The organism is Pseudomonas sp. Pse1, from assembly GCF_024519635.1.
Lineage (GTDB): Bacteria > Pseudomonadota > Gammaproteobacteria > Pseudomonadales > Pseudomonadaceae > Aquipseudomonas.
Map to the genome: position 1 here is coordinate 72,890 of NZ_JALJRO010000020.1, position 19,903 is coordinate 92,792.

Consider the following 19,903-nt stretch of genomic DNA (forward strand, 5'->3'; position numbering starts at 1 on the left):
ATTAGTGCGGCCGTGGCGCCGGGGTAGTTATGGCAGATAAGTTTCAGCTAAAGGCGCTGATTACAGGCGTCGACAAGTTGTCGCCTACGCTCGCCGGCATTCGCAAGAACGTCGCCGGCTTTCGCAAGCAACTCGATAAAACCGGCCTGGGCAGCATTGGCTTTTCCGATGTGGTCCAGGGCGGCGCGCTGGCGGCCCCGTTCATTGCTGGGGTGAATGAGGCGATCAAGTTTGAATCGGCCATGGCTGACGTGAAGAAGGTGGTTAACTTCGACACGCCGGCTCAGTTCAAGCAAATGAGCCAAGACGTGCTCGATCTTTCCGAGGCGCTGCCGATGAGCGCCGAGGGCATTGCGCAGATTGTCGCGGCAGGTGGTCAGGCGTCGATTCCTCGGGAGGAACTCAAGGCCTTTGCCACGGACGCAGTGAAAATGGGCATCGCCTTCGACCAGACCGCCGAGCAGTCCGGCGACATGATGGCGAAGTGGCGAACCTCATTTAAGTTGACGCAACCGGAAGTGGTCGCGCTGGCCGACAAGATCAACTACTTGAGCAACACCGGTCCGGCGAACGCGCAGCAAATTTCCGACATCGTGACGCGCATTGGTCCGCTGGGTGAAATTGCCGGCCTGGCATCGGGGCAGATTGCGGCCATGGGTGCCACCCTGGCCGGGGTGGGGGTTCCAAGCGAAGTGGCGGCGACAGGCATGAAAAATTTCATGCTTGCCCTGACAAAGGGCGCATCCGCCACTAAGGCGCAGAAGGCCGCATTCAAGGCGCTCCGGGTCGACACCAAGCAACTGGCCGAGGGCATGCAGAAGGACGCCCAGGGCACGATGCTGGACGTTCTGAACCGTATCGCCAAGGTCGAAAAAACCAAGCAGGCCGGACTGTTAACCGAGCTGTTTGGTACGGAATCGGTCGGGGCTATTGCGCCGATGTTGACGAACCTGGATCTGTTGAAAAAGAACTTCACCAATGTCGGCGACGAAACGGCATACGCCGGCTCGATGCAGCAGGAATATGCCTCCCGCTCGGCCACCACGGCGAACGGGATTCAGTTGCTGCGCAACCGGATTGCCAGCGCCGGCATCACGCTCGGCACGATCTTTTTACCGCCGCTCAATGAGGCGCTGACCACGCTGGGGCCGATGATCAGTCAAGTGGGTGATCTGGCTGCAGCCAACCCGTGGCTAGTCAAAGGACTGTTGGGCGCGGCTATCGGTTTCACCGTGCTGCGGGTGGCGGTGATGGCTTCCATGATGGCAATGAAAGTGTTTAGCGCGGTTGTCGGCATGAGTCCTATTGGGCTGATCGTGCGCGGCATCGCCCTGGCTGCCGGCCTGTTGATTGCCAACTGGTCGACGGTGGCGCCGTACTTCGAGGCGGTGTGGGAGAAGATCCGCGCGTCGCTGTCGACGTTGTGGGAGCTGATCAAAGCGGTGTTTGCCTTTACGCCGATGGGCATGATTGTCGCGAACTGGGAACCCATCGTGGCCTGGTTCAAAGGCATGTACGAACGGATCAGGCCGTACCTTGAACCGCTGATGGAAATGGGCGAGTGGATTGGTGGGAAGCTCGGGATTGTGACTACTGACGGCGCAGCTGTAGCGGGTGGTGGTATCACCGCTGCGCCCAGTCCGTTGGTGTCCTCGGGCTTGCCGAGGTCACTGGCAACGCCGGCCGGGCAATCGCCGGGATCGTCGCTGCTGGCCCAGGCGGCCGCCAGTAGCCGGGCCAATCTGGACGGTTCGCTGGTGGTGCGCTTTGAAAATGCGCCGCCTGGCCTGCGTGCTGATCCTGGCCGAAGTAATCAGCCAGGCATGTCCATCACGCCGCGCGTGGGTTATCGAAGCTTGGGCGGGGGTAATGAGCAATGAGTGAATGGCGCGACCGCAAGCAAGGCGCCTCCTTTCGAGGGGTGCCGTTCTGGCTCGATGCCGATAGCGTCAACGTAGGTCGGCGGACGCAGTTGCATGAATTCCCCCAGCGGGATCAGCCTTTTGTTGAAGATCTGGGCCGGCGGACACGGCAGTACAAATTCACTGGTTTTGTGGTGGGGGATGACTGCCTTTCGCAGCGTGACAAGCTGCTGACGGCGCTGGATACGCCCGGCCCAGGTGAGTTGGTTCACCCGTGGTTTGGTCGCTTGACGGTCACGGCCGGTGATTGTGAGGTGTCCCACGCGCGCAATGAAATGGGCATGGTGCGCTTTAGCCTGGTGTTCATTGACGGCATGTTGGTGTTTCCGGTCCAGGCGCCGAACACCCGCCGGCTGTTGCTGGCCCAGGCACCGACCTTGCTGGATTCGATCAAGAGCCGATTCCGTGAGGCCATGGCAACGGTGGACTTGGCCCGGCAACGGGTCAACGCAGTGCGCGCGGCGGTGTCGGGGGCGTATGCCTTTGCAATCAACTTCCTCAAGCCTGTCACGTCGCTGGCCTCGGATCTGGATGCATTGGTGTACTCGCTCGTTAACGCGCCGGACGCCTTTGCGGCCAGCCTAACCAGTGACATTGCCAGCCTGGAGCGCACGTTTAGCGGCTACGGGGCTGATGGATCGTTTTCCGGCAGTAGCGCCAAAGCGTCGGGGGTGGCTTCGCTGCTGGCATCAGCCGCGGTTCCCGATGACCCTGACCTGGCGGTGATTCAAGCTGCGGTGATTGGGCTGATTCAGGACGCGGCGCTGTTGGACTTGCTACTGGACATGGCGCAAATCCCGATAGCCATCGTGCCAGGGGTCAGTGAGCCGGCGGATCTGGACGTACAGCTGGCCCAGCAGGGGGCAACCGTTGCAGCGGGTAGTTCGGCGGCGGCGACAGTTCCAGTCGCTGACGATGTGCTGGCTGTCCGTGATGCGATCAGTGAGGCGTTATGGGCGGTTGCCGGGGAAAGCCCGCCGGAACACTTCGGCGTGCTGAGCGAGGCGCGTACGGCCCTTGATCAGCACTTGACCGAAGTGGCGCGTAGCGGAGTGAGCCTGCGCACGTACGCGCCCGTTGAAACCGTGCCGGCGCTGGTATTGGCCTACGCGTTGTATGGCGACGCGCAGCGCAGCGGCGAAATCGTTACGCGTAACGGCGTAAGGCATCCGGGCTTTGTTCCGGCCACTGAACTTCAAGTAGCGAAAACCTAACCATGAGCGAGCTGAACAAGGTCACTCTTAGCGTGGGTGGGCACGATTACGCCGGTTGGAAAAGCGTCAGCATCAGCGCCGGCCTTGAGCGGCAGGCGCGTGACTTTACCCTGGGCATCACCTGGCGCTGGCCGGGTGGTGGTCCGGTGCCGGTCAGGATCCGTCAGGGCGAACTGGTTGAACTGAGGATCGGTCAGGATCTGCTGTTGACCGGGTATGTATTCAGTACGCCGATTCGCTATGACAGTGAGTCAATCACCCTGAGCATTGCCGGGCGTTCGCGCACGGCGGATCTGGTGGACTGCGCGGCAGTCAATACGCCAGGGCAGTGGCGCGGGCAAAACGTGCAAACCATCATCGCCGCGATTGCTGCTGAATACGGCATCAAGGTCGTGAATGACGCCGGCTTAACCTTGGGCCTTGAGGATCACACCATTGAGCCAGGGGAAACGGCATTTGAAAGCATCGACAGGTTGTTGACCCTTTCCAGGCTGTTCAGCACGGACGACGCTCAGGGCCGTTTGGTGATCGCTAAGCCGGGCAGTGCAGGGCGCGCGGTGGATACGCTGCAGCTGGGCGAGAACCTGAAAGAAGGGGAAACCAATTTGGACTTTTCCAACGTGTTTTCCGAGTACATAAGCAAGGGCCAGCGCAGCGGCACGGATGACAGCTTTGGTATCGAAGCCAGCGAGGTGCAAGCCTCGATTGTTGATGAACGCATCACCCGCCGGCGCGTGAAGGTCATTCAGCAATCCGGGCAGATGACCGAGGCCATCGCGCGGCAGCGGGTCGAGTGGGAGCGGGCGAACGCGGTCGGCAAAGCCCTTGAGGTCCGCTACATCCTGCAGGGCTGGCGACAAAGCAACGGCGCGCTGTGGCGCCACAACATGATTGCGCGGCTGATCGATCCGCTGATTGGACTGGATCGCGACATGCTGATCAGTGAAATCAGCTATGAGCTGAGCGAAACAGGGACCACGGCAAAAATCACCGTGGCGCCGCCGGAAGCCTTCCTACCTGAACCGAACGATGCCTATGAAAAGCGCAAGCTGCAGAAGGGCAAAGCCACGGACAACTTTGAATACCTCATTCCAGCGGACTACAAGCCATGAAAAACCGCATAGCGAACCTGTTGGCGCGTGGGGTGGTTGCCTTGGGTAACTCGGCCAGCAAGCTGCAGAGCCTGCAGGTGCGGCTAACGGCCGGCGAAGTCAAAGACAACATGGAACACCTTGAGCCTTACGGTTTCACGGCAAGCCCCCTGGCGGGCGCTGAGGCGCTTGCCGGGTTCTTTGGCGGGGATCGTAGCCATGGGGTCGTGATCGTTGTTTCAGACCGCCGGCACCGCCTTGTTGGGTTGAAGCCGGGAGAGGTCGCCATCTACACCGACGAAGGCGACCGAATCCATATGAAGCGCGGTCGGGTGATCGACATTGAAACGATGACGCTGAACGTCTCGGCCCTGGGGTCGGTGAACTTCGATACGCCGCTGATCAGCACCACCGGTCGCATTGAATCGACTGGTGATCAGGTCGCCGGTGGGGTGAGCCAAATCAATCACCCGCATTCGGATGTTCAGCGTGGCGATGATCAGAGCGGCCCGCCAATCGGAGGTGACGAATGAATCGCGAAGAACTGTTGCGCCGCGCCGTGACGATCAGCCTGTTCACCTGGCGCCGTGCTGGCCCTGACGACGTGCTGGACGATGCCGATCGACAAGGCTGGTGGGGCGACAGTGTGCCGTCGGTAGCGGGGGACAAGCTCGGCTCTCGGCTGTGGTTGTTGCGCCGGCGCACGCTGGTGGCGGACACGCTCAAGGATGCCAAGGCCTTCGCGGAGGAAGCGTTGGCCTGGCTGGTCGATGATCAGGTTGTCACGGCCGTTACGGTAACGGCCGAGCGCCAGGGTGTTGACCGAATGAATTTGCGGGTCGAGCTGGTAGAGCAAAACGGCGAGACGCTGCAGCTGGCTTTTGAAGACGCTTGGAGCTTGATCAATGCAGTATGAGACGCCAACGCTGCCGGCGCTGATCAAGCGCATTGAGGCTGACTTTGAACGAAACGCCCCGGACGCACTGCGCCGGGGTGATGCCAAGGTGACTTCGCGGGCGCTGGGTGGTGCGGCCTACGGGATCTATGGCTATCAGGACTGGATTGCCCGCCAGTCCAACCCGGCCACCTGTGATGAGGACATGCTGTTGCGTTGGGCGGCGTGGCGCCTGGAAGGCGGTCGCAACCTGGCTGTGGCGGCAAAGGGCGGTGCGGTAGTGGTGGGCGCTGTTGGCGCGCTGGTGGACGCTGATCAGGTTTATCAGCTGCCCGATGGGCGCCGTTACGTGGTCATGGAAACCGCGCGGCTGGTCGATGGTTCGGCGACGTTGAAGCTACGGGCCGAAACCGCCGGCGTTACGGGTAACGTTCAGGGCGGCACCTTGACGGCGGTCACGCCGGTGATAGGGGTCAGCGCAACGGCCGCCATTGGTTCCGATGGGATCGTGGGCGGCACGGATCTGGAAAGTATCGAAGCGCTACGCCTACGGGTGCAGGCGGCGTTCAAGAACCCCAGCAAGGTCGGCAATGGTGAGGACTTTGTAGAGTGGGCGTTGGAGGTTCCAGGCGTCACGCGGGCCTGGGCGCTGCCGCGCTGGATGGGGCCGGGCACATTTGGCCTGGCGTTCGTGCGTGATGGCGACCCCGACATTATCCCCACGCCTGAACAGGTCACCGAGGTTCAAGCCTACCTGGAACAAAAGCGCCCGGTGACGGCTGAGGTGTATGCCCTGGGCGCAGTGCCGCGCGCGCTGAACTTCAATCTGCGGGTTCACCCTGACAGCACCGCACTGCGCGCCGCTATCGAGAGGTCGTTGCGGGTGCTGATCGATGACGAAGGCGGTCCAGGGCAAACCTTGCTTGCGACTCATATTCATTCAGCAATCAGCAACACCGCCGGGGAGAACGATCACACGCTGATTGCCCCGGCCGGGGATGTGGTGATGGGGGCCAATGAAGTGGCGGTCGCGGGGGTGTTCACATGGTCTTGACCGAGACAGAGGCGGACTACTTCCAGCAGATGCGCCAGTTGTTGCCCCCTGGGCCGGCGTTCGATCTGGAGCAACAACCGGATATCGCGCAACTGTTGGCCGCGCTGGCCCCTGAGCTGGCAAGGGTAGATGGCAACGGTGAGGCCTTGTTGTTGGAGCTGAACCCGGCTACGGCAACGGTCCTGCTACCGGTGTGGGAAGGCTATTTAGGGTTGCCGGACCTTTGCGTGGTGCCAGGCACGCAGCCCCTTGAAGAGCGCCGCGCGGCGGTGATCGACAAGCTCACGGGCACCGGCGCGCCGCAACTGGGCTACTACCGCAAGCTTGGCCGGCAAAGCGGGGTTCCCCTGGTGATCGAGGAATTTCGCCCGGCGCGGGTGGGGTCGACCAATGCCGGCGATTTTCTTTATGGCGATGGTTGGCCCTGGGGCTGGTTCGCCTCGGTACCGCTGGAGGCTTATGGGTCGGACGAGGCGGCGGCGTTGGATTGCCGTCTGCAGCGTGATGCGCCGCAGTACACGGACGTGGTGATGGCCTACGGGCGGTCACAGGTCGACAGCATTGCGCTCAAGGTGGACGAACTGTTTACCGCCATTCATTACACCCTCCCGGCGACCATCGCGGGGAATGAGGAGCTTTAAACATGCAGAGAATTTCAGCCTGGTCTGATCTGGTTGCACCGGGCGGCCTGTTTCGCTATGGCTCGCTGGCCCTTGGGGTTCCGCCAACGCCGCTGGCGGCCGAGTGGTTGAATATGCTGCAGGAGGAACTGGCGCATGTCGTTCTGAACTACTTGCCGGCGCTGGACAAGAACGACAGCACGCAATTGCTCAAGGCTATCCAGACGTTCGGCGCGGCCTATGCCGTGAAGGCAACGACCCTGGCTGGCTACGGCATCCTTGATGCCTACACCAAGCCGCAAACAGACAGCATGCTGTCTGCCAAGGCAAATTGGGGTATTACCCTGGCGGCGTATGGCATTGGTGATGCCTACACGAAAGCGGCCGTTGACGCTTTGTTGGTGGCGGTCAATGACTCGTTGGCAGCCAAACAAGCGGCCATCGACAATCTGGCCTCGACCAAGCAGGACAAAAATACCGCGCTCATGGCGGCCAATGGCTGGCGACTCGATAAGGCCACTGGGCTGCTGGAACAATGGGGCAATGGTTATTGCCCACCGGACACCACCACCGCGCCAATCGACTTTCCCACGCCATTTGCTGAGGTTTACAACTGCTTTGGCAACAAGATCAATACCAACTCGGTGGACGGGGATGGCAATGCTGCCGGCGCGTTTGCCGTCAACGAAACGCAGTTTAAGTTGTTCAATGACACCAATCTGATGGGGGTCACTGTGCATTGGCGTGCCCTTGGCAGGGCGCCCGGCTATTGATCGTCTGATTCGTCAAATCCAACTAACCCGCTACGGCGGATTTTTTTCGCCTGGAGAAACCTGAATGACTGACATTTCCGCACTGGAGGCCTATGCGGGCAAGTTGTCGGAAGCGGCGCAGCGCTCGCAGGCGGCGGCGGACCTGCAGCATCATTTTGTTCATGGTCGTATGGACGAATCGTTACCTACTGAGTCTGGACCGCTGCCGACGTTGGCAAAGTGGCTTTACGAAAACATGCTGCCCAATCAAGAGGCCTTCGCCGAGTTGCGCGCCATTATCGACGCGGTCACAGCGGATCCGGCCAACGCGGTCACATCCTGGGAGTTACAGGCCAAAGGGTTCGACCTGGTGCAGGGCGGGGCAACATATGGGGTTATCACAAGTCGGCTGGGTGCCTGGAGTTTTCCGGCGGGCAGCGCTTCCTATATTTCCATGCCGTTGGCCTTGCCATCGCATTGGACCTTAGTGGATGTGTACGTGAAGTGGGTCAACGTCGCCGCGAACGCCGGCAATGTTGTGCTGGGTGGGGAGATTCATCGGTGGGCCGTTGGGGAGACGATCAACGCGGTTCCGGCCGGTGGGTCCAGCATCATCGCCGCCAATCCCGGTCCGTGGTTGGTGACTGAATCCAAGGTCGCGGCCAATTTGGTAATCGATCCTGCTCGCTCGACCACGTTGCGACTTGCGCGTCAGGGGGGCTCGTCCAACGACACGCTGCCCAACTCCCTGGCGATTGTTTCCGTCCGTATCCAAAAGAAATAGGTGAGGCGTGTTATGTCCAATTTTATTGAGGTCACCAGCATCGTGATCGAGCCGCCCGCGCGCGACGCTGACAATCAATTGCAAATGCTGGGGCACATCACGCTCTCAGACGGATCGACGTTTGAGCATCGCTGCCTGTTTGATGCGCGCGCCATCGCTGGATTGACCGAGGAAGCCATTCAGGCGATGGGCGCCGCTGATATCGCCGAGGCGGCCGCGCGCCAAGCCCGAGGCGGACTTGATGACGTAGCAGTGGGGTGAATGATGCTCATCATGCCAACCTGGCGAACGGGGGTTCCCTTACCGCCTGTACCGCGCGTGTCACCGCCCAACCCTTTGTTTGTCGATACGGTAGAGGGCACGGCGGCGGGCACTGGCAGCGCCTTATCTCCAGTCAATTCGCTGGCAGTGGCTCAGGCGCTTTGTGCGGGTTTACCAGACTGGGTGATCAAGGTTCGGGCGCCTTCCTCCAACCCGCTGCGGCAGGAAATTGTCTACCAGTCCACCATGGATCTGGTTGTTGAAGGCGTCGACGATGCGCCCTGGCACATCTACGGCTCTGATCTGTTGTCGGCCAGCTGGTCGGGTGCCGGGCCAATCTATTCGCGGTCGTTGGGCTACACCCTGTTGTCGCAAGTGGTGGTCACGTCGCTAACGGAAATCATCGACGGAAAAGCTTTCCATCCCAAGCTGTTGATCAACACCTTGACCCCGATGACCCCGGGCCGGGGCGAGTTTGGTTATGCGGGTGGCGTGCTGTACGTGCGGCTGTGGGACGATTCGGCGGCCTCCCTGCACACCTTTGAAATAGCGCGGCGCAACACGTGTGTGGGAACCACCGGGTTCGGGCTGTTAACCGTGAAAAACGTCGTGGCCCGGCATGCGCTGGTGAACTGCCTGCATAACGGTTTGTTCGGGCAACCGAGGGGCACGGGCCACCTGGCCGTTGTCGATTCCCTGGTGGAGTACGCAGTGAACGGCGGGGTGGGGGCGGCCGGACAAAATGAGTCGACCGTCTGCACCCGTGTTGAGTCCTACCGGATTGCGAATGACGCGTTCAACGTGCACGTGCTGACCGGTGCCGGATACATGGAGTTGAATGCGTGCAAGGGCAAATACAGCGGCGACAGAGCCGGCCAGTCCGCGCAGGGCGCCTCCTGTCATGAGAATTCGCACATGGTCCTCAATGGTGGGGACTACAGCTGGTGCGTCTCAGGGGGCATGGTCGCTATCGAAAGCTCGCGCTGTGATATCCACGGGGATACCGAGTTTGGCCCCGTACTGATGGATCGCAACATGCGCCTGGGTAACACGCCTGGCCCGGTTGCCACTCAGGCTTCTTGTGCCTGGCTGGACGCCAGCACCGGAACTGTTACGGGCGATGTCACTGTATCGAACGGGCAAGGCGTTGGTGTCCGTGCGACGGCGTTGGTTGAGGGGGTTGGCCTGATCAGTTCCCTTGGCAACGCGCTGCCTGACGTGATTGCAGCCTAACGGCCTGTTCGCTCCACGATTCAACTTACATCACACCCTCTGACCCGCTACGGCGGGTTTTTTTCGTCTGGAGAAAAGCTATGACTGCGACAGAAAAGGAGCGCGACATCCTTGCTAGGACGTTATGGGGGGAGGCCCGAGGCGAAGGCCTGGCCGGCCAGATCGCCGTGGCCTGGACGATTCGCAACCGCGTAAACGACGGCAAGGCCAAATCGTGGTGGGGGGAGGGTTACGTAGGCGTATGCCAGAAGCCCTACCAGTTCAGTTGTTGGAACAGGAACGATCCGAACTACGCCTACCTAAGTGGTGCGAAGCGGATCCCGTTCCGCGAACTGGCTCAGGCGCAGATCGTCGCTGATCAGGTGATGACGGACAACGTTCCAGATCCGACCGGCGGGGCAACCCACTACTACGCGACGACCATGCCCAATCCGCCCGTGTGGGCTAAGGGGGCCAAGCAGACGCTGAAGCTCGGGCGTCACCTTTTCTTCAAGCATGTGCCATGAACCCCTGGCGCGGATCTGAATCTCTCTCAATACCCGAGGCAACAAACTATGCAACTGATTAACAATTGGAAAGATGCGTTGAAGATGTCCAGCGTTCAAGCCGGCGGCGCGATTGCCGCACTGGGCATGGCTGAGCAATTGCTGCCTCAGTTACAGGCGGTGCTGCCGCCGGTAGCCTACGGCGTTCTTGGAGTTCTGGTAATGCTGGCTCGGGTGATCCTGCAGCCTAAGTTGAGTAAGTAAGGCTGGTACCAGAAGCCAGAAATATCGGTATTCGGGGGTGCAGAGCAGTGATGAGCATGCGATCGAGTTGAGTGGACAGTTTTTATCATCTGCGCGTGCGCAAACGGTTTCGCGCTGATTTGCTTGGTCCTCCCCAACGCTGGTATAGGGGAGGTCTCAGCAGATTTTCGAGAAGGAGAGCGAGCGGTAGGTAATGGAGTGGAATTTTTGCGATGAAGGGTTGCCCTAGCCAAATGCCGAGCTAGAGTGAGCTCCAAGCTCAAATGTGTGCAGTGATTTGCCTTGATCTTAAAGGGGGGGGTTACTATAGTGGCCCCCTGATATTGCTCGGGGCGTCTAAAGTCGCGAGGTTTGCATGAAACCAGCGGGGAGGTGTCGACCTGTCTGTGTTTGCGAGCGTGCGTCTACACTGCCTTTGGTTGTACCCGAGGTGATGCTCAAAGGGGTACCACGCGTCAGGGGTGGATACCGGACTTTTTTAGTCATCGTGGCCTGATCATCAAACCTAATTGGATGCGTGAAATGGAGCAGTTGGAAGTCAAACAAAGAGAGTCGAGTATCGTCTTGGTGGGGCAGTTCGACCCGCTATTGATGTCTCCTCACTGGTTTGTCAAACAGGGAATGATTCCACAGGAGGATATCGACGAAAGCTTAGCGATTGAATTGGTATATAAAGAGCTTACCAAGTTTTCTTTAGCTAATATATTTGTCGAGATTCAACCTGGGACTTTGGTTCTTCGATCTAATCACGAATCGTTTGATTATAAAATACAAGATATCGCTCTTGGAATATTAGCGGCCTTGAAAGGGGCTGGTGTTACGGCGTTGGGGTTGAATTTATACAGCGATATTTATTTCAAGAGTTTAGATGCTTGGCATAAAATTGGTGATCTGATTACTCCAAAAAGTGTTTGGCATGAAGCTATGCCTGAATCGGGTAATGCAGGTATGGCGTCTGTTCAAATGCAGTTAAACAAACCCTCCGGAGAAGTTGGTGTTTATAACTTTACCGTCGGATGGTTGGATCAGCCACAAACTACTCGCTTTTCACTAAATAATCATTTCGATTCAAAGCCAATTGAAAATAATCGACGACCTCCGTCAAAAAACAAAGGTTCAGATATTCACGCTTTCGATCCAATAGCCATTGTTTCGGCATATTGGCAGCAGTCACTTGAGTATCAAGCTCATTTGGTCGACTCTATTTTGTCCCAAGCCTGGAAGGAATAGCTACTTATGGCGCTCGCGAGATTGAATTTTGATACCGCACTTGACGAGTCTGTCGAAAGCTTTGCTTCTTTGCGAAGTAGTGAGGGTGTATCGAGGCGTCAGGAGTTTAATATTGTTAAACGCTCGCGTTCTGGATATTCCTCTGCTGATCAAGCCCCTGTTGCTGCTTCAGCTAGTGAGGTGGGTGAAATGCGTGCCGTCCGAGCTCCAGAGTCTGTAGTTAAGAAAGCTTCAGTATGGTCAGAGATATATCAGACTTGGGAGGGGCGGGTGGTTGAGAACTCTCCAGAGCAAAGAGAGTTTGTCGCGATAATATCTGATCGTACCTGTCGCTCAAACCCAGATGAAGAAGTTGTGATCGGCTACGAAAGTGTTATTAATTCTGATCTTGGCTTAATAACTGAGGGTGCGGTTTTTTTCTGGAATGTTGGTAAGTATCGTAAGTATTCAGAGAAGAACGGCAAAATTGGTCCGGCGGTTAATAAGTACGAACTTCGTTTTAGAAGGCTTCCTCCAATCTCCGCAGAGACGATTGAAGAAATTAAGCATTTGAGCAAAGGATTGTCTAAAATAATTCATGGACATTAATTTTCAGCCGCCTGCAGTCGCTGAACTCGAAGTATCCCTCTTTGGACCAGGTACAGGTGAATGTATCGTTGCCCACCTGGGCGAAAATGAGTGGATGGTTGTAGACTCATGCACTGTTGAAAACAAAGTACCTGTAGCTCTCGACTACTTAGGGAAAATTGGTGTCACGCCAGATAGAGTTAAAGTAATTGTAATTACACATTTTCACGATGACCATATTGCAGGCGCAAATACCCTCATTGAAACTTGCCAGGATGCGGAGGTTTTCATTTCGGGTGCGTTGACATATGAGGAGTCCATTTCCTATACGCTGGCTCATGCTTTGGGCGATGTTATAGTTGATAGGGCTAAGCCTAGTACGTATGAAATTGCCAAAATAATAAGATCAGTAGGGCATCGGCATGTAGAATTTGTCGGTGCAAATCAAGTTTTGTACCGAAAGAATGGGGTTATCGTTCATTCATTGTCACCGTCGAGTCGTGCTGTCGCTCAATCGAGATTATTGTTTAGTGAGTTTTTTCTAGAGTCGCAGACGCAGTTTAGGAAGTTAGCAAATAAACTTCACCCAAATTTGTGTGCGATAGCGTTACATATCTGTAATGGAACGGATACTGTCTTGCTGGGCTCGGATTTAGAGGTTTCTAGCGATCCGGCGTTAGGTTGGGGGGCGGTAATTCTCGATAAGAAAAAGCCTCAGACTGTAGCTGCGGTATTTAAGGTGCCTCATCACGGCTCTCAAAATGGACACTCTGATGATGTTGTGAAAAAAATGCTTCGCGTTAAACCAATCTCAATTTTGACAACCTTCGATAAGTCGTCGCTGCCCCGAGAGGAGGACATTCAGAGAATAAAGGATTTTTCTGAGAGTCTTTTTTTTACTACTCAGCCAAAAGTGAAAGCTCCGGCTCGTAGTCGCGCAGTTGAAGAGAATTTATTATTGGTCGCAAAAGCTCGGCGTGTCGTGACTAAGACTATGGGGCATATCCAAGTGAGAATGTCGGGTGGTGAATGCGAAGTTAAGCTAAATCCACATGCGAGCGCTGCTGCTTAAGATGGTTAATCAGTCATCCGAGTTTTCTTAACTCGGATGTATCTGCATACAGTCTTTTTGTTTTGTATTTTGTTTTGTATTCGTTTTTGTCATTTTCGACCTATTGCCTTTCAGGGTTTGAAAACCTCCACATTCATCACGCCTATCTGTTCATTTGAATGTTCGATATAGTCGCCGATTTCGACGCTAAACCCTTTATCTGCTATGGTTTTGCAAAGTGATGAGAAGTAGGGGGCGTTCGGTTGGTATTGCCCCAATCTAATAACTTCTCGTCCGATCGTCGTGATATTGATTACAGGTAAATCTACGATTTTGTATTTATCTTGGTGCGTTGCAATTGCTACCCGCCCATGAAGGGTGAAAGTCTTAACAAATTTATCAGGAACGGTGCTTTTGAAATCCATGGTTGTGGAGTCTGTTTCGACTCCAAAAATGATCCCGAGTTCTTGAAGTTTCAGCAAGGCTCCGTATGAGATCCCAGCTTGTTCTAGTGTTTTAATGTTTCTCCATATAATTTGCGAGTATAACGCAAATGGAGCAATTCTCTGAATTAGCTCTGCCTCTTGTTTAGATAGGCATCTTAAGAATTCAAGAGTTCTCAATGAGTAAGAGCCTGGGCATTTTAATTCTCCTGCGAGTACGCTTCCCCAGAGCTTTTGTATATTTTCATTCGATGTTTTCCCGGCATGGTCTCGCCAAGCGTGCAGCCAGTCATTATCTATCTCTTCAGATGAGGGTGGCTGGGTATCGTCGCTAAGTTGCATTTCGGCATAAATAATCGCTTTGCATTGATTTATTTCTTCGCGAATAAATTCTGCATGGTTTTTCGATGTAATGAGATCGGGATGAAGGCTTAAGGATGGCTCTATTCGTAAAGCGCCATTTGGAGAGGATAGTTCTTTATATTCGTTACCGGTTTTTTTTAATGAGCCATCCGGAAGATATTGCGCACGTCCGGCACGCACATCTGCCACGTCCATTTCGATTTGCGCAAGCATCAAGAGTTCGTGTCGGCGGGCCTCTGCGTTTGCGCGGCTCTCTCTGCGAATTTGTAGAGGCTTGAGTAAAGATCCAGCTCCGTCTTTAACAAGAGTTTTCCACATTAGAGCTATGAGCTTTTCACCAGGCGCGTTCATTGGGTACTCCTGTGCCCGTAGTAGAGGTGTAAGGTCCTTAGATTAGCAAAAGTTTAGGTGGATGGAGCAGCCGGTGCTAAGTTCGATGTGCAAAAAAGCTTCTCCGGCCGCTCAGGTGGTGGATGTTTAGCTGGTGCTGAATGCGTGATATTTGGAAGGTTTCAGGCATTGTAATCAGTCGACATATCCCAAACCAAGTGCCTGTAACCTATCAAATCCTGTCATTTAGGGCGCCATCAGCATTGCGAGCGTTAATTTTATGAACTCTTCGTTTCGGTCGATCGTATCCATAGCTCCACGAACGTTTTCGGCGACTTCAGTTGAGCCTCGTAGCTCGACCCAATTAGTAAGCTCCATGATGGCGGCTTCAAGGGCAAGCTGGTTCTCGTTGAGTTTGAACAGCAGGGAAGGGAGCAGGTCTGAATTCGGCATTGGTATTCCTCGATGATCGTCTCATCGTAGCAGTAGGTGGCTTCAAGGAGATGGTAACGTGCAAGCGTAAAATGCGCTAAGGCGCAGAAATCCGTTCCGTAACCCAATATGCGACCTTTGAATTTCGTGGGCTGTAGCTTGTTCTAAATCAACAGATTACGGAACGATTCTTGAGCTAACCTATTGAAATATATGAATATTAAGCTGGATTACAAATCCACCTACGCCGGTTCGATTCCGACCTCGGCCTCCACTATTGAAAACCCCGTAGATCGATGATTTACGGGGTTTTTTGTGCGTGCCGAAAAGTGGGCGTCACATAGTTTTCGGCAAGCTGCGCGAATTCACCTGAGTATTGTCCAATCTCTTCAACATGCGTAACGAGCATCACAACGTCAATTTAAATTGTGTATTCCGCTCGACGAAGATGTACAGATTGAAAAGTTGTTTGTGCCAGCCAGAAGGGCATGTGCCGTGTTCGATTAGACTGGGTCGAACGCGGTCGAATGGTTGGGGTTGAACACAGAAAAATCGCTCGATGCCCACCGAGGTGTTATTGGGGACTGGACCGTTGTGCAGGTCGTAGTGGTTCACAAGTGGGCCAATGTTCGTTGAGCGCCTGACACTTAGATACACCGGCATACCGATGGCCAGTGCTCCCACTGTTTGACACACGCCGGGCTGGATCGTCCACCAACCTCTGGCGATCCAGGAATCCCCCAGCGGATACAGCGCATAGTTGCGATGAACGACAGCTATAAGAAGGGCAGTGTTTTTGTCCTTGGCGCTGCAGATTTCCAGTTGTGCATCATTGGCCATTGTCGGTTCACTTCTGATCCAGAAGCACAGTGTCAGCACGGTAAACGTCAGTGAGGATCTTTTCATTCTGGCCACTCTGCTTCGGGTGCCAGCCGGCCGTCTTGGTAATACCAAACCGGGGGGGAGTAAGTTTCAGTGCGGTATAAGGTACGGCCACCTTCCAGGGGGTGACAAATTCGGCCGCCGCAGAGGTCTCTAAGTACTTGTTCATGATGGACGGTTTCATTCCTGGCCGCCGTGATATTGGCCTCAATTTCAGCGAAAACTTCTTCCTGAAATTTTTTGTTGTCGGCGATTAACTGCTCCACACGCCGTCTTTCGGGAGTGAAAACCTCTAGGGCAAGGGACTGCGACGTGCTTGACCAGTCGACCAGATCGCCCAAGGCTCTCACGACCAGTTCGATAGAGCCTGCGTCGATACTGTCCTCCTCCTCTACCCAGCCAGTCACGATGTTGTTGGCCTTCGCCCACGCCAGAAAATCTTTCTTGGATACATGGCCGATTGCTGCGCTGGTGCCCTGTGACTTGAGAAGCAGGTATTGGTAAATGGACGGTTTTTCCACCTCGCTGAATTCGATCATCATTAACCAGGTGCTGTCGTCCAAGGGGTGTAGCTTGAAACGAAGCGATCGTTCTTTGGACTTGGCGGTATAACCGTCATTTTCCGCGGTCAGCTCGAACACTTCCTGGGAGCCCTTGGGCAAAACGCTTGATTTAACGAGGAGTTGGGTACCACTTGGGAAGGGGTAAACCGATGACTCAAAGAGCGGTTTGTAAGACACCAGGCAGCCAGACAACAGGGTCAAGACGCCGACCATGATAGCTGTACGCAACATCGCCTGCAGCCCCGCTAAGGTGCCTGATGACTGGGTAGCATGCGTCATGCTCTTGACCTCCCTATTTGCATACGGGGTATGTGACAAATCTGACGGTGGCAGGGCGTTTCGTTTGTCAGTAGAAGAGCATAGCAGCCGGGATGTTTAATCGAGTGTGCAACACCCCGTCAGGTATCGCCATTGGCACACCCGCTCACTCAACATAAAGTTGCGCGGATCGCCATAGAAGTTGTTGTAGGCGGAAGTCCCCACCGTCGAGTAATACTTTTTGTCGAACAGGTTGTTGGCGTTGAGTGTGGCGGACCAGTTCTTGTCGATCTGGTAATCCATGCTCGCGCTCCAGAGGGTGTAGCCGGACTGACGGAATTTGTAGTCGACCGGGTCGCCGTCGAACTGGCCGGAGGTCGGGTTGAACGGCGTGACCGAGCCGCGTTTGGAGGTGGCGCTCTGGCTGATGGCGCCGAGGCCGACTTTCCAGTCTTGCAGCGTGCCTGGCAGTTGATAGGTGCCCCAGACCTTGAGCAGATGCTTGGGAGTGACGCCTTCGAAGGTGCTGCGGCTTTCCTCGGCATCCTTGGCCGCCAGGTGGTTGTAGGTGCAGCCGGCCATCAGTTGCAGACCGCTGGCAACTTCACCGCTGATTTCGGCATCGAAGCCCTGGCTTACTACCCCGCCGGCATTGACGTAGCAGCAGGTGGCGTCGGTGCCGGGCGGGCCATTGTTGATGCCGTTCTCGTCGTAGACGGCGGTGTTGTCCTGTTCGATGCGGTAGATCGCGAATGACGTGTTCATGCGGCCATCGAATGATTGCCCCTTGAGCCCGATTTCGTAGTTTTTCGAGGTGGTGGGATCGAGTTGGTTGCTCTTGGCTGCGTCTATCGTGTGCCAATAGCGCAATAGACGGGCAGGTGGAGCCCCTAGTACTCAACGTCCAGTGTCATCTTGCCGTTGCTACCGACCATCGCTGAGACATTTACACCGTCAATAGGTACGCTCAGATTCGCCCCTGCCTTCTGGTCGAGCGTGACTTTGACTCGTTTAGCTCCGCTTGCTTTCCCTGCCTTGATTATATCCACGGCTGCTTGAGCTTGAGCATCAATAGAGTTGCTTTTAGAGGTTTCTTTCATCAGCTTTTGCCCTGCGTACACCAGGGCTAATGCTGGATTGAGCAGCACAGCTAACGGTCCAACTTTTTTGAGGATTGATGTCGCTTGGTCAAGACCTTCCTTGGTTGTCAGGTCAAATGATTCTTTCATGTGAGCGGCTCCAGGCTATTTGCCATCATTCCCCCAGGAATCTACACGAAATTTTGAATGTCGCAATGCACTGGCCTTCCTCGATATGCTGGCTTGGGCGGAAGGTGCTGGAACTTCCCCTACCACCGCCTTGGATGGCTACGACTTGATCGTCACCGGCATCGACGGAAAGCTCGAGGTATTCAAGGATTTTACCGACCACCCCTTTGCCCGGGGCCGCAAGTCCAAGGTCATCAACAGCAAGGGCCTAACCTCGAACGCCTCCGGACGGTACCAGCAGATGCTCAAGGACTGGCCGCATTACCGGGCGCTGCTCAAACTGCGGACTTCAGCACGATCAGCCAGGACCTACTGGTCCTGCAGCACGTTCGCGAATGCCGGGCGCTGCCGGACGTGCATGCCGGACGGATTGAAACCGCTATCAAGAAGTGCCGGAACATCTGGGCCAGCCTGCCAGATGCCGGCTATGGCCAGCGCGAACACCGGCTCGAGGACTTGCTCAAACAGTTCCGCCTTGCTGGTGGCGCGTTGTCGTGACTCAGGGTTTTTAGGTGATGAGCGGTAGGCAGGACGCATGAGGAGGGAGTGAATCTCGTACCACTTTTTGTACCAATCGATGTTCCCAGCAGGGGTATTTAGGGGTTGCAGGGAGCGCTGAAACCCCTTGTTTACCGCATTTAGAATAGCCAGCTAATCCGCACAACAATCCATGATATGCATCGTCACTCAGGCGTCATCATCACCGTGAGCGTCAAAATGGAAGCATGGGGTCATTGAGAATTTGGAGATGCTGAGATTGTTACGGCTACATCCATTGCCTCTCGATATCGCCAAATCCGCACACTGGTGGTCGATCCGGGCGTTAGTTTCGCGGTAATGCTCGCAAGCTCATTTGGATTTTCCACTTGCATCCCTGAGATTCCAATAATTACATCCCCTGCTTGAAATCCAGCTTTTTCGGCGCTTCCGCCCGATATAGTGCCTAGCACTAACGCACCGGAGGACGTAGGTAGGCCGAACGCGCTAATAATTCGCGGGGTTATTGGAGTGACGTGAACACCAAGGCTTCCAGTTGAGGGAGGGGTAGCTGAGGGTAGCGGTAGGGTGTTTGTGCTTAACGCTGAACCGGTAGTGACCGACACTGCCGATGATGGGGCTGCGGCTGCTTGCTTATTCACGCCTACAACATCGCCCGGCTGGGCTTGGGCAGTGGCTTGTGCGCGCGGGCTAGGAACGACGCAGCCTTTTTCAGCGATCACTTGTTCGCGAGCTTGGACGGCAACAGCTCCTACAGGTGAGTTCTCTAGTAGATATGCTCTGGTCTCCGGCCAAACTGACGTGAGAATGTCACACGAGCTTTTACGATCCTCCGCTACCAGTATTGGCAACAGCCTGGCGTCGTCTTCGGCCTTCCTCTCCTCATCACTGGGACCAGCCGCCATCATAGCGGTCGTCATGGTGTCCCCAACCATCGTGATGGGGTCCAGTATGCAACCACTCAGGGGGGCGATGAGAAGAAAGAGCAGCGGAAACGACGGCTTCATGACTTAACCAGTCCATGTTTAGTTTGGCGGCATAATGCCAGTAATTAATGCCGTAAGACTACTTGCCGCGTTATCCCTCCCGCTGAACGGTCAAGGTAAAGTTCTCGCCGAAAGAGTCTCTTTGGGCAAGCGCTAGGGGGCGCCGTCTCACTCTGGCGCCATCAGCACTGCCAGCGAGAGCTTGATGAACTCCTCATTGCGGTCGATCGTGACTAGGGCGCCGCGCACGTTTTCGGCGACGTCAGCCGAGCCGCGAGCCTCCACCCAGTTTGAAAGCTCCATGATGGCGGCCTCAAGGGCGAGTTGGTTTTCGTTGATCTTGTATAGCAGGGAAGGGAGCAGGTCAGAATTTGGCATCGCGAATCCTCCGTGGAGTTTTCAGCGTAGCAGGGGGATTGGGGGTGGGGTGTTCGTTCGGCAGGACGCCGGAGAGGGG

The 19,903-nt window shown here is 55.7% G+C and carries 25 protein-coding genes; 16 read left to right on the top strand and 9 right to left on the bottom strand.

Annotation, left to right across the window (positions count from 1 at the left end; translation table 11 throughout):
• Nucleotides 1-29 precede the first annotated feature (29 nt).
• From NR126_RS23535 to NR126_RS23610, 16 genes are all read left to right on the top strand, one after another.
• A complete protein-coding gene (locus NR126_RS23535; protein WP_256831728.1) occupies nucleotides 30-1,880 on the top strand; it encodes a phage tail tape measure protein in 1,851 nt (616 codons plus the stop codon).
• Nucleotides 1,877-3,136 carry a DNA circularization protein gene (locus NR126_RS23540; protein ID WP_256831729.1) on the top strand — a complete coding sequence of 420 codons (1,260 nt, stop codon included), beginning with the start codon at nucleotides 1,877-1,879 and terminating at the stop codon, nucleotides 3,134-3,136. The genes NR126_RS23535 and NR126_RS23540 overlap by 4 nt, the downstream gene beginning before the upstream one ends.
• Before the next feature lie 2 nt (nucleotides 3,137-3,138).
• Nucleotides 3,139-4,248, top strand: a complete 1,110-nt coding sequence (locus NR126_RS23545; RefSeq protein WP_256831730.1) for a phage baseplate assembly protein — start codon at nucleotides 3,139-3,141, stop codon at nucleotides 4,246-4,248.
• The gene (locus NR126_RS23550; RefSeq protein ID WP_256831731.1) at nucleotides 4,245-4,760 is read left to right on the top strand and encodes a phage baseplate assembly protein V; all 516 of its coding nucleotides are present in this window, start codon (nucleotides 4,245-4,247) and stop codon (nucleotides 4,758-4,760) included. Before NR126_RS23545 ends, NR126_RS23550 begins: the two co-directional genes overlap by 4 nt.
• A complete protein-coding gene (locus NR126_RS23555) occupies nucleotides 4,757-5,143 on the top strand; it encodes a phage GP46 family protein (protein WP_256831732.1) in 387 nt (128 codons plus the stop codon). Before NR126_RS23550 ends, NR126_RS23555 begins: the two co-directional genes overlap by 4 nt.
• Nucleotides 5,133-6,176, top strand: a complete 1,044-nt coding sequence (locus tag NR126_RS23560) for a baseplate J/gp47 family protein (RefSeq protein ID WP_256831736.1) — start codon at nucleotides 5,133-5,135, stop codon at nucleotides 6,174-6,176. The genes NR126_RS23555 and NR126_RS23560 overlap by 11 nt, the downstream gene beginning before the upstream one ends.
• Entirely contained in the window at nucleotides 6,167-6,817 is a 651-nt protein-coding gene (locus NR126_RS23565; protein ID WP_256831737.1) for a putative phage tail protein, read from the top strand. The genes NR126_RS23560 and NR126_RS23565 overlap by 10 nt, the downstream gene beginning before the upstream one ends.
• 2 nt (nucleotides 6,818-6,819) lie before the next feature.
• Nucleotides 6,820-7,569, top strand: a complete 750-nt coding sequence (locus tag NR126_RS23570) for a phage tail protein (protein WP_256831738.1) — start codon at nucleotides 6,820-6,822, stop codon at nucleotides 7,567-7,569.
• Nucleotides 7,570-7,633: 64 nt separating this feature from the next.
• Nucleotides 7,634-8,332, top strand: coding sequence for a hypothetical protein (locus tag NR126_RS23575; RefSeq protein ID WP_256831739.1), 699 nt, complete (start codon nucleotides 7,634-7,636; stop codon nucleotides 8,330-8,332).
• Nucleotides 8,333-8,344: 12 nt separating this feature from the next.
• Nucleotides 8,345-8,593, top strand: coding sequence for a hypothetical protein (locus NR126_RS23580; protein ID WP_256831740.1), 249 nt, complete (start codon nucleotides 8,345-8,347; stop codon nucleotides 8,591-8,593).
• A complete protein-coding gene (locus NR126_RS23585) occupies nucleotides 8,594-9,826 on the top strand; it encodes a hypothetical protein (RefSeq protein ID WP_256831741.1) in 1,233 nt (410 codons plus the stop codon).
• 80 nt (nucleotides 9,827-9,906) lie between these two features.
• A complete protein-coding gene (locus NR126_RS23590; protein WP_256831743.1) occupies nucleotides 9,907-10,332 on the top strand; it encodes a cell wall hydrolase in 426 nt (141 codons plus the stop codon).
• Between the two features lie 84 nt (nucleotides 10,333-10,416).
• Nucleotides 10,417-10,575, top strand: coding sequence for a hypothetical protein (locus NR126_RS23595; protein WP_256831745.1), 159 nt, complete (start codon nucleotides 10,417-10,419; stop codon nucleotides 10,573-10,575).
• 522 nt (nucleotides 10,576-11,097) lie between these two features.
• Complete coding sequence (locus tag NR126_RS23600; protein WP_256831746.1) at nucleotides 11,098-11,805, top strand: hypothetical protein; 708 nt, start codon at nucleotides 11,098-11,100, stop codon at nucleotides 11,803-11,805.
• Nucleotides 11,806-11,826: 21 nt separating this feature from the next.
• On the top strand, nucleotides 11,827-12,393 hold the full coding sequence (locus NR126_RS23605) for a hypothetical protein (protein ID WP_256831747.1): 567 nt from the start codon (nucleotides 11,827-11,829) through the stop codon (nucleotides 12,391-12,393).
• On the top strand, nucleotides 12,383-13,444 hold the full coding sequence (locus NR126_RS23610) for an MBL fold metallo-hydrolase (RefSeq protein WP_256831749.1): 1,062 nt from the start codon (nucleotides 12,383-12,385) through the stop codon (nucleotides 13,442-13,444). The genes NR126_RS23605 and NR126_RS23610 overlap by 11 nt, the downstream gene beginning before the upstream one ends.
• 110 nt (nucleotides 13,445-13,554) lie before the next feature.
• On the opposite strand, the gene NR126_RS23615 is transcribed toward NR126_RS23610, so the two are convergent.
• The 9 genes from NR126_RS23615 to NR126_RS23650 all read right to left on the bottom strand — a co-directional run bounded on the left by NR126_RS23615 (nucleotide 13,555) and on the right by NR126_RS23650 (nucleotide 19,824).
• Complete coding sequence (locus NR126_RS23615) at nucleotides 13,555-14,580, bottom strand: DUF2806 domain-containing protein (protein WP_256831750.1); 1,026 nt, start codon at nucleotides 14,578-14,580, stop codon at nucleotides 13,555-13,557.
• A gap of 225 nt (nucleotides 14,581-14,805) precedes the next feature.
• On the bottom strand, nucleotides 14,806-15,012 hold the full coding sequence (locus NR126_RS23620; RefSeq protein WP_256831752.1) for a hypothetical protein: 207 nt from the start codon (nucleotides 15,010-15,012) through the stop codon (nucleotides 14,806-14,808).
• 387 nt (nucleotides 15,013-15,399) lie between these two features.
• Nucleotides 15,400-15,831 carry a DUF1036 domain-containing protein gene (locus NR126_RS23625; protein WP_256831753.1) on the bottom strand — a complete coding sequence of 144 codons (432 nt, stop codon included), beginning with the start codon at nucleotides 15,829-15,831 and terminating at the stop codon, nucleotides 15,400-15,402.
• 62 nt (nucleotides 15,832-15,893) lie between these two features.
• Nucleotides 15,894-16,715: a hypothetical protein gene (locus tag NR126_RS23630; protein ID WP_256831755.1), complete on the bottom strand. Its 822-nt coding sequence runs from the start codon at nucleotides 16,713-16,715 to the stop codon at nucleotides 15,894-15,896.
• A gap of 96 nt (nucleotides 16,716-16,811) precedes the next feature.
• Nucleotides 16,812-17,564 (bottom strand): TonB-dependent siderophore receptor, encoded by a 753-nt coding sequence (locus NR126_RS23635; protein WP_256831756.1) that lies wholly within the window; start codon nucleotides 17,562-17,564, stop codon nucleotides 16,812-16,814.
• Between the two features lie 20 nt (nucleotides 17,565-17,584).
• Entirely contained in the window at nucleotides 17,585-17,923 is a 339-nt protein-coding gene (locus NR126_RS23640; RefSeq protein ID WP_256831757.1) for a hypothetical protein, read from the bottom strand.
• Between the two features lie 348 nt (nucleotides 17,924-18,271).
• Nucleotides 18,272-18,499 carry a hypothetical protein gene (locus NR126_RS29070; RefSeq protein ID WP_372827246.1) on the bottom strand — a complete coding sequence of 76 codons (228 nt, stop codon included), beginning with the start codon at nucleotides 18,497-18,499 and terminating at the stop codon, nucleotides 18,272-18,274.
• A 194-nt stretch (nucleotides 18,500-18,693) separates the two neighbouring features.
• Nucleotides 18,694-19,467, bottom strand: a complete 774-nt coding sequence (locus NR126_RS29075) for a S1C family serine protease (RefSeq protein ID WP_372827248.1) — start codon at nucleotides 19,465-19,467, stop codon at nucleotides 18,694-18,696.
• 147 nt (nucleotides 19,468-19,614) lie between these two features.
• Nucleotides 19,615-19,824, bottom strand: a complete 210-nt coding sequence (locus tag NR126_RS23650) for a hypothetical protein (RefSeq protein ID WP_256831759.1) — start codon at nucleotides 19,822-19,824, stop codon at nucleotides 19,615-19,617.
• Nucleotides 19,825-19,903 lie beyond the last annotated feature (79 nt).

Coding starts and splice junctions, on each gene's coding strand:
- NR126_RS23535 (WP_256831728.1), top strand. CDS start 30: ATGGCAGATAAGTTTCAGCTAAAGGCGCTGATTACAGGCGTCGACAAG.
- NR126_RS23540 (WP_256831729.1), top strand. CDS start 1,877: ATGAGTGAATGGCGCGACCGCAAGCAAGGCGCCTCCTTTCGAGGGGTG.
- NR126_RS23545 (WP_256831730.1), top strand. CDS start 3,139: ATGAGCGAGCTGAACAAGGTCACTCTTAGCGTGGGTGGGCACGATTAC.
- NR126_RS23550 (WP_256831731.1), top strand. CDS start 4,245: ATGAAAAACCGCATAGCGAACCTGTTGGCGCGTGGGGTGGTTGCCTTG.
- NR126_RS23555 (WP_256831732.1), top strand. CDS start 4,757: ATGAATCGCGAAGAACTGTTGCGCCGCGCCGTGACGATCAGCCTGTTC.
- NR126_RS23560 (WP_256831736.1), top strand. CDS start 5,133: ATGCAGTATGAGACGCCAACGCTGCCGGCGCTGATCAAGCGCATTGAG.
- NR126_RS23565 (WP_256831737.1), top strand. CDS start 6,167: ATGGTCTTGACCGAGACAGAGGCGGACTACTTCCAGCAGATGCGCCAG.
- NR126_RS23570 (WP_256831738.1), top strand. CDS start 6,820: ATGCAGAGAATTTCAGCCTGGTCTGATCTGGTTGCACCGGGCGGCCTG.
- NR126_RS23575 (WP_256831739.1), top strand. CDS start 7,634: ATGACTGACATTTCCGCACTGGAGGCCTATGCGGGCAAGTTGTCGGAA.
- NR126_RS23580 (WP_256831740.1), top strand. CDS start 8,345: ATGTCCAATTTTATTGAGGTCACCAGCATCGTGATCGAGCCGCCCGCG.
- NR126_RS23585 (WP_256831741.1), top strand. CDS start 8,594: ATGATGCTCATCATGCCAACCTGGCGAACGGGGGTTCCCTTACCGCCT.
- NR126_RS23590 (WP_256831743.1), top strand. CDS start 9,907: ATGACTGCGACAGAAAAGGAGCGCGACATCCTTGCTAGGACGTTATGG.
- NR126_RS23595 (WP_256831745.1), top strand. CDS start 10,417: ATGTCCAGCGTTCAAGCCGGCGGCGCGATTGCCGCACTGGGCATGGCT.
- NR126_RS23600 (WP_256831746.1), top strand. CDS start 11,098: ATGGAGCAGTTGGAAGTCAAACAAAGAGAGTCGAGTATCGTCTTGGTG.
- NR126_RS23610 (WP_256831749.1), top strand. CDS start 12,383: ATGGACATTAATTTTCAGCCGCCTGCAGTCGCTGAACTCGAAGTATCC.
- NR126_RS23615 (WP_256831750.1), bottom strand. CDS start 14,580: ATGAACGCGCCTGGTGAAAAGCTCATAGCTCTAATGTGGAAAACTCTT.
- NR126_RS23620 (WP_256831752.1), bottom strand. CDS start 15,012: ATGCCGAATTCAGACCTGCTCCCTTCCCTGCTGTTCAAACTCAACGAG.
- NR126_RS23625 (WP_256831753.1), bottom strand. CDS start 15,831: ATGGCCAATGATGCACAACTGGAAATCTGCAGCGCCAAGGACAAAAAC.
- NR126_RS23630 (WP_256831755.1), bottom strand. CDS start 16,715: ATGACGCATGCTACCCAGTCATCAGGCACCTTAGCGGGGCTGCAGGCG.
- NR126_RS23640 (WP_256831757.1), bottom strand. CDS start 17,923: ATGAAAGAATCATTTGACCTGACAACCAAGGAAGGTCTTGACCAAGCG.
- NR126_RS29070 (WP_372827246.1), bottom strand. CDS start 18,499: ATGCGTCCTGCCTACCGCTCATCACCTAAAAACCCTGAGTCACGACAA.
- NR126_RS29075 (WP_372827248.1), bottom strand. CDS start 19,467: ATGAAGCCGTCGTTTCCGCTGCTCTTTCTTCTCATCGCCCCCCTGAGT.
- NR126_RS23650 (WP_256831759.1), bottom strand. CDS start 19,824: ATGCCAAATTCTGACCTGCTCCCTTCCCTGCTATACAAGATCAACGAA.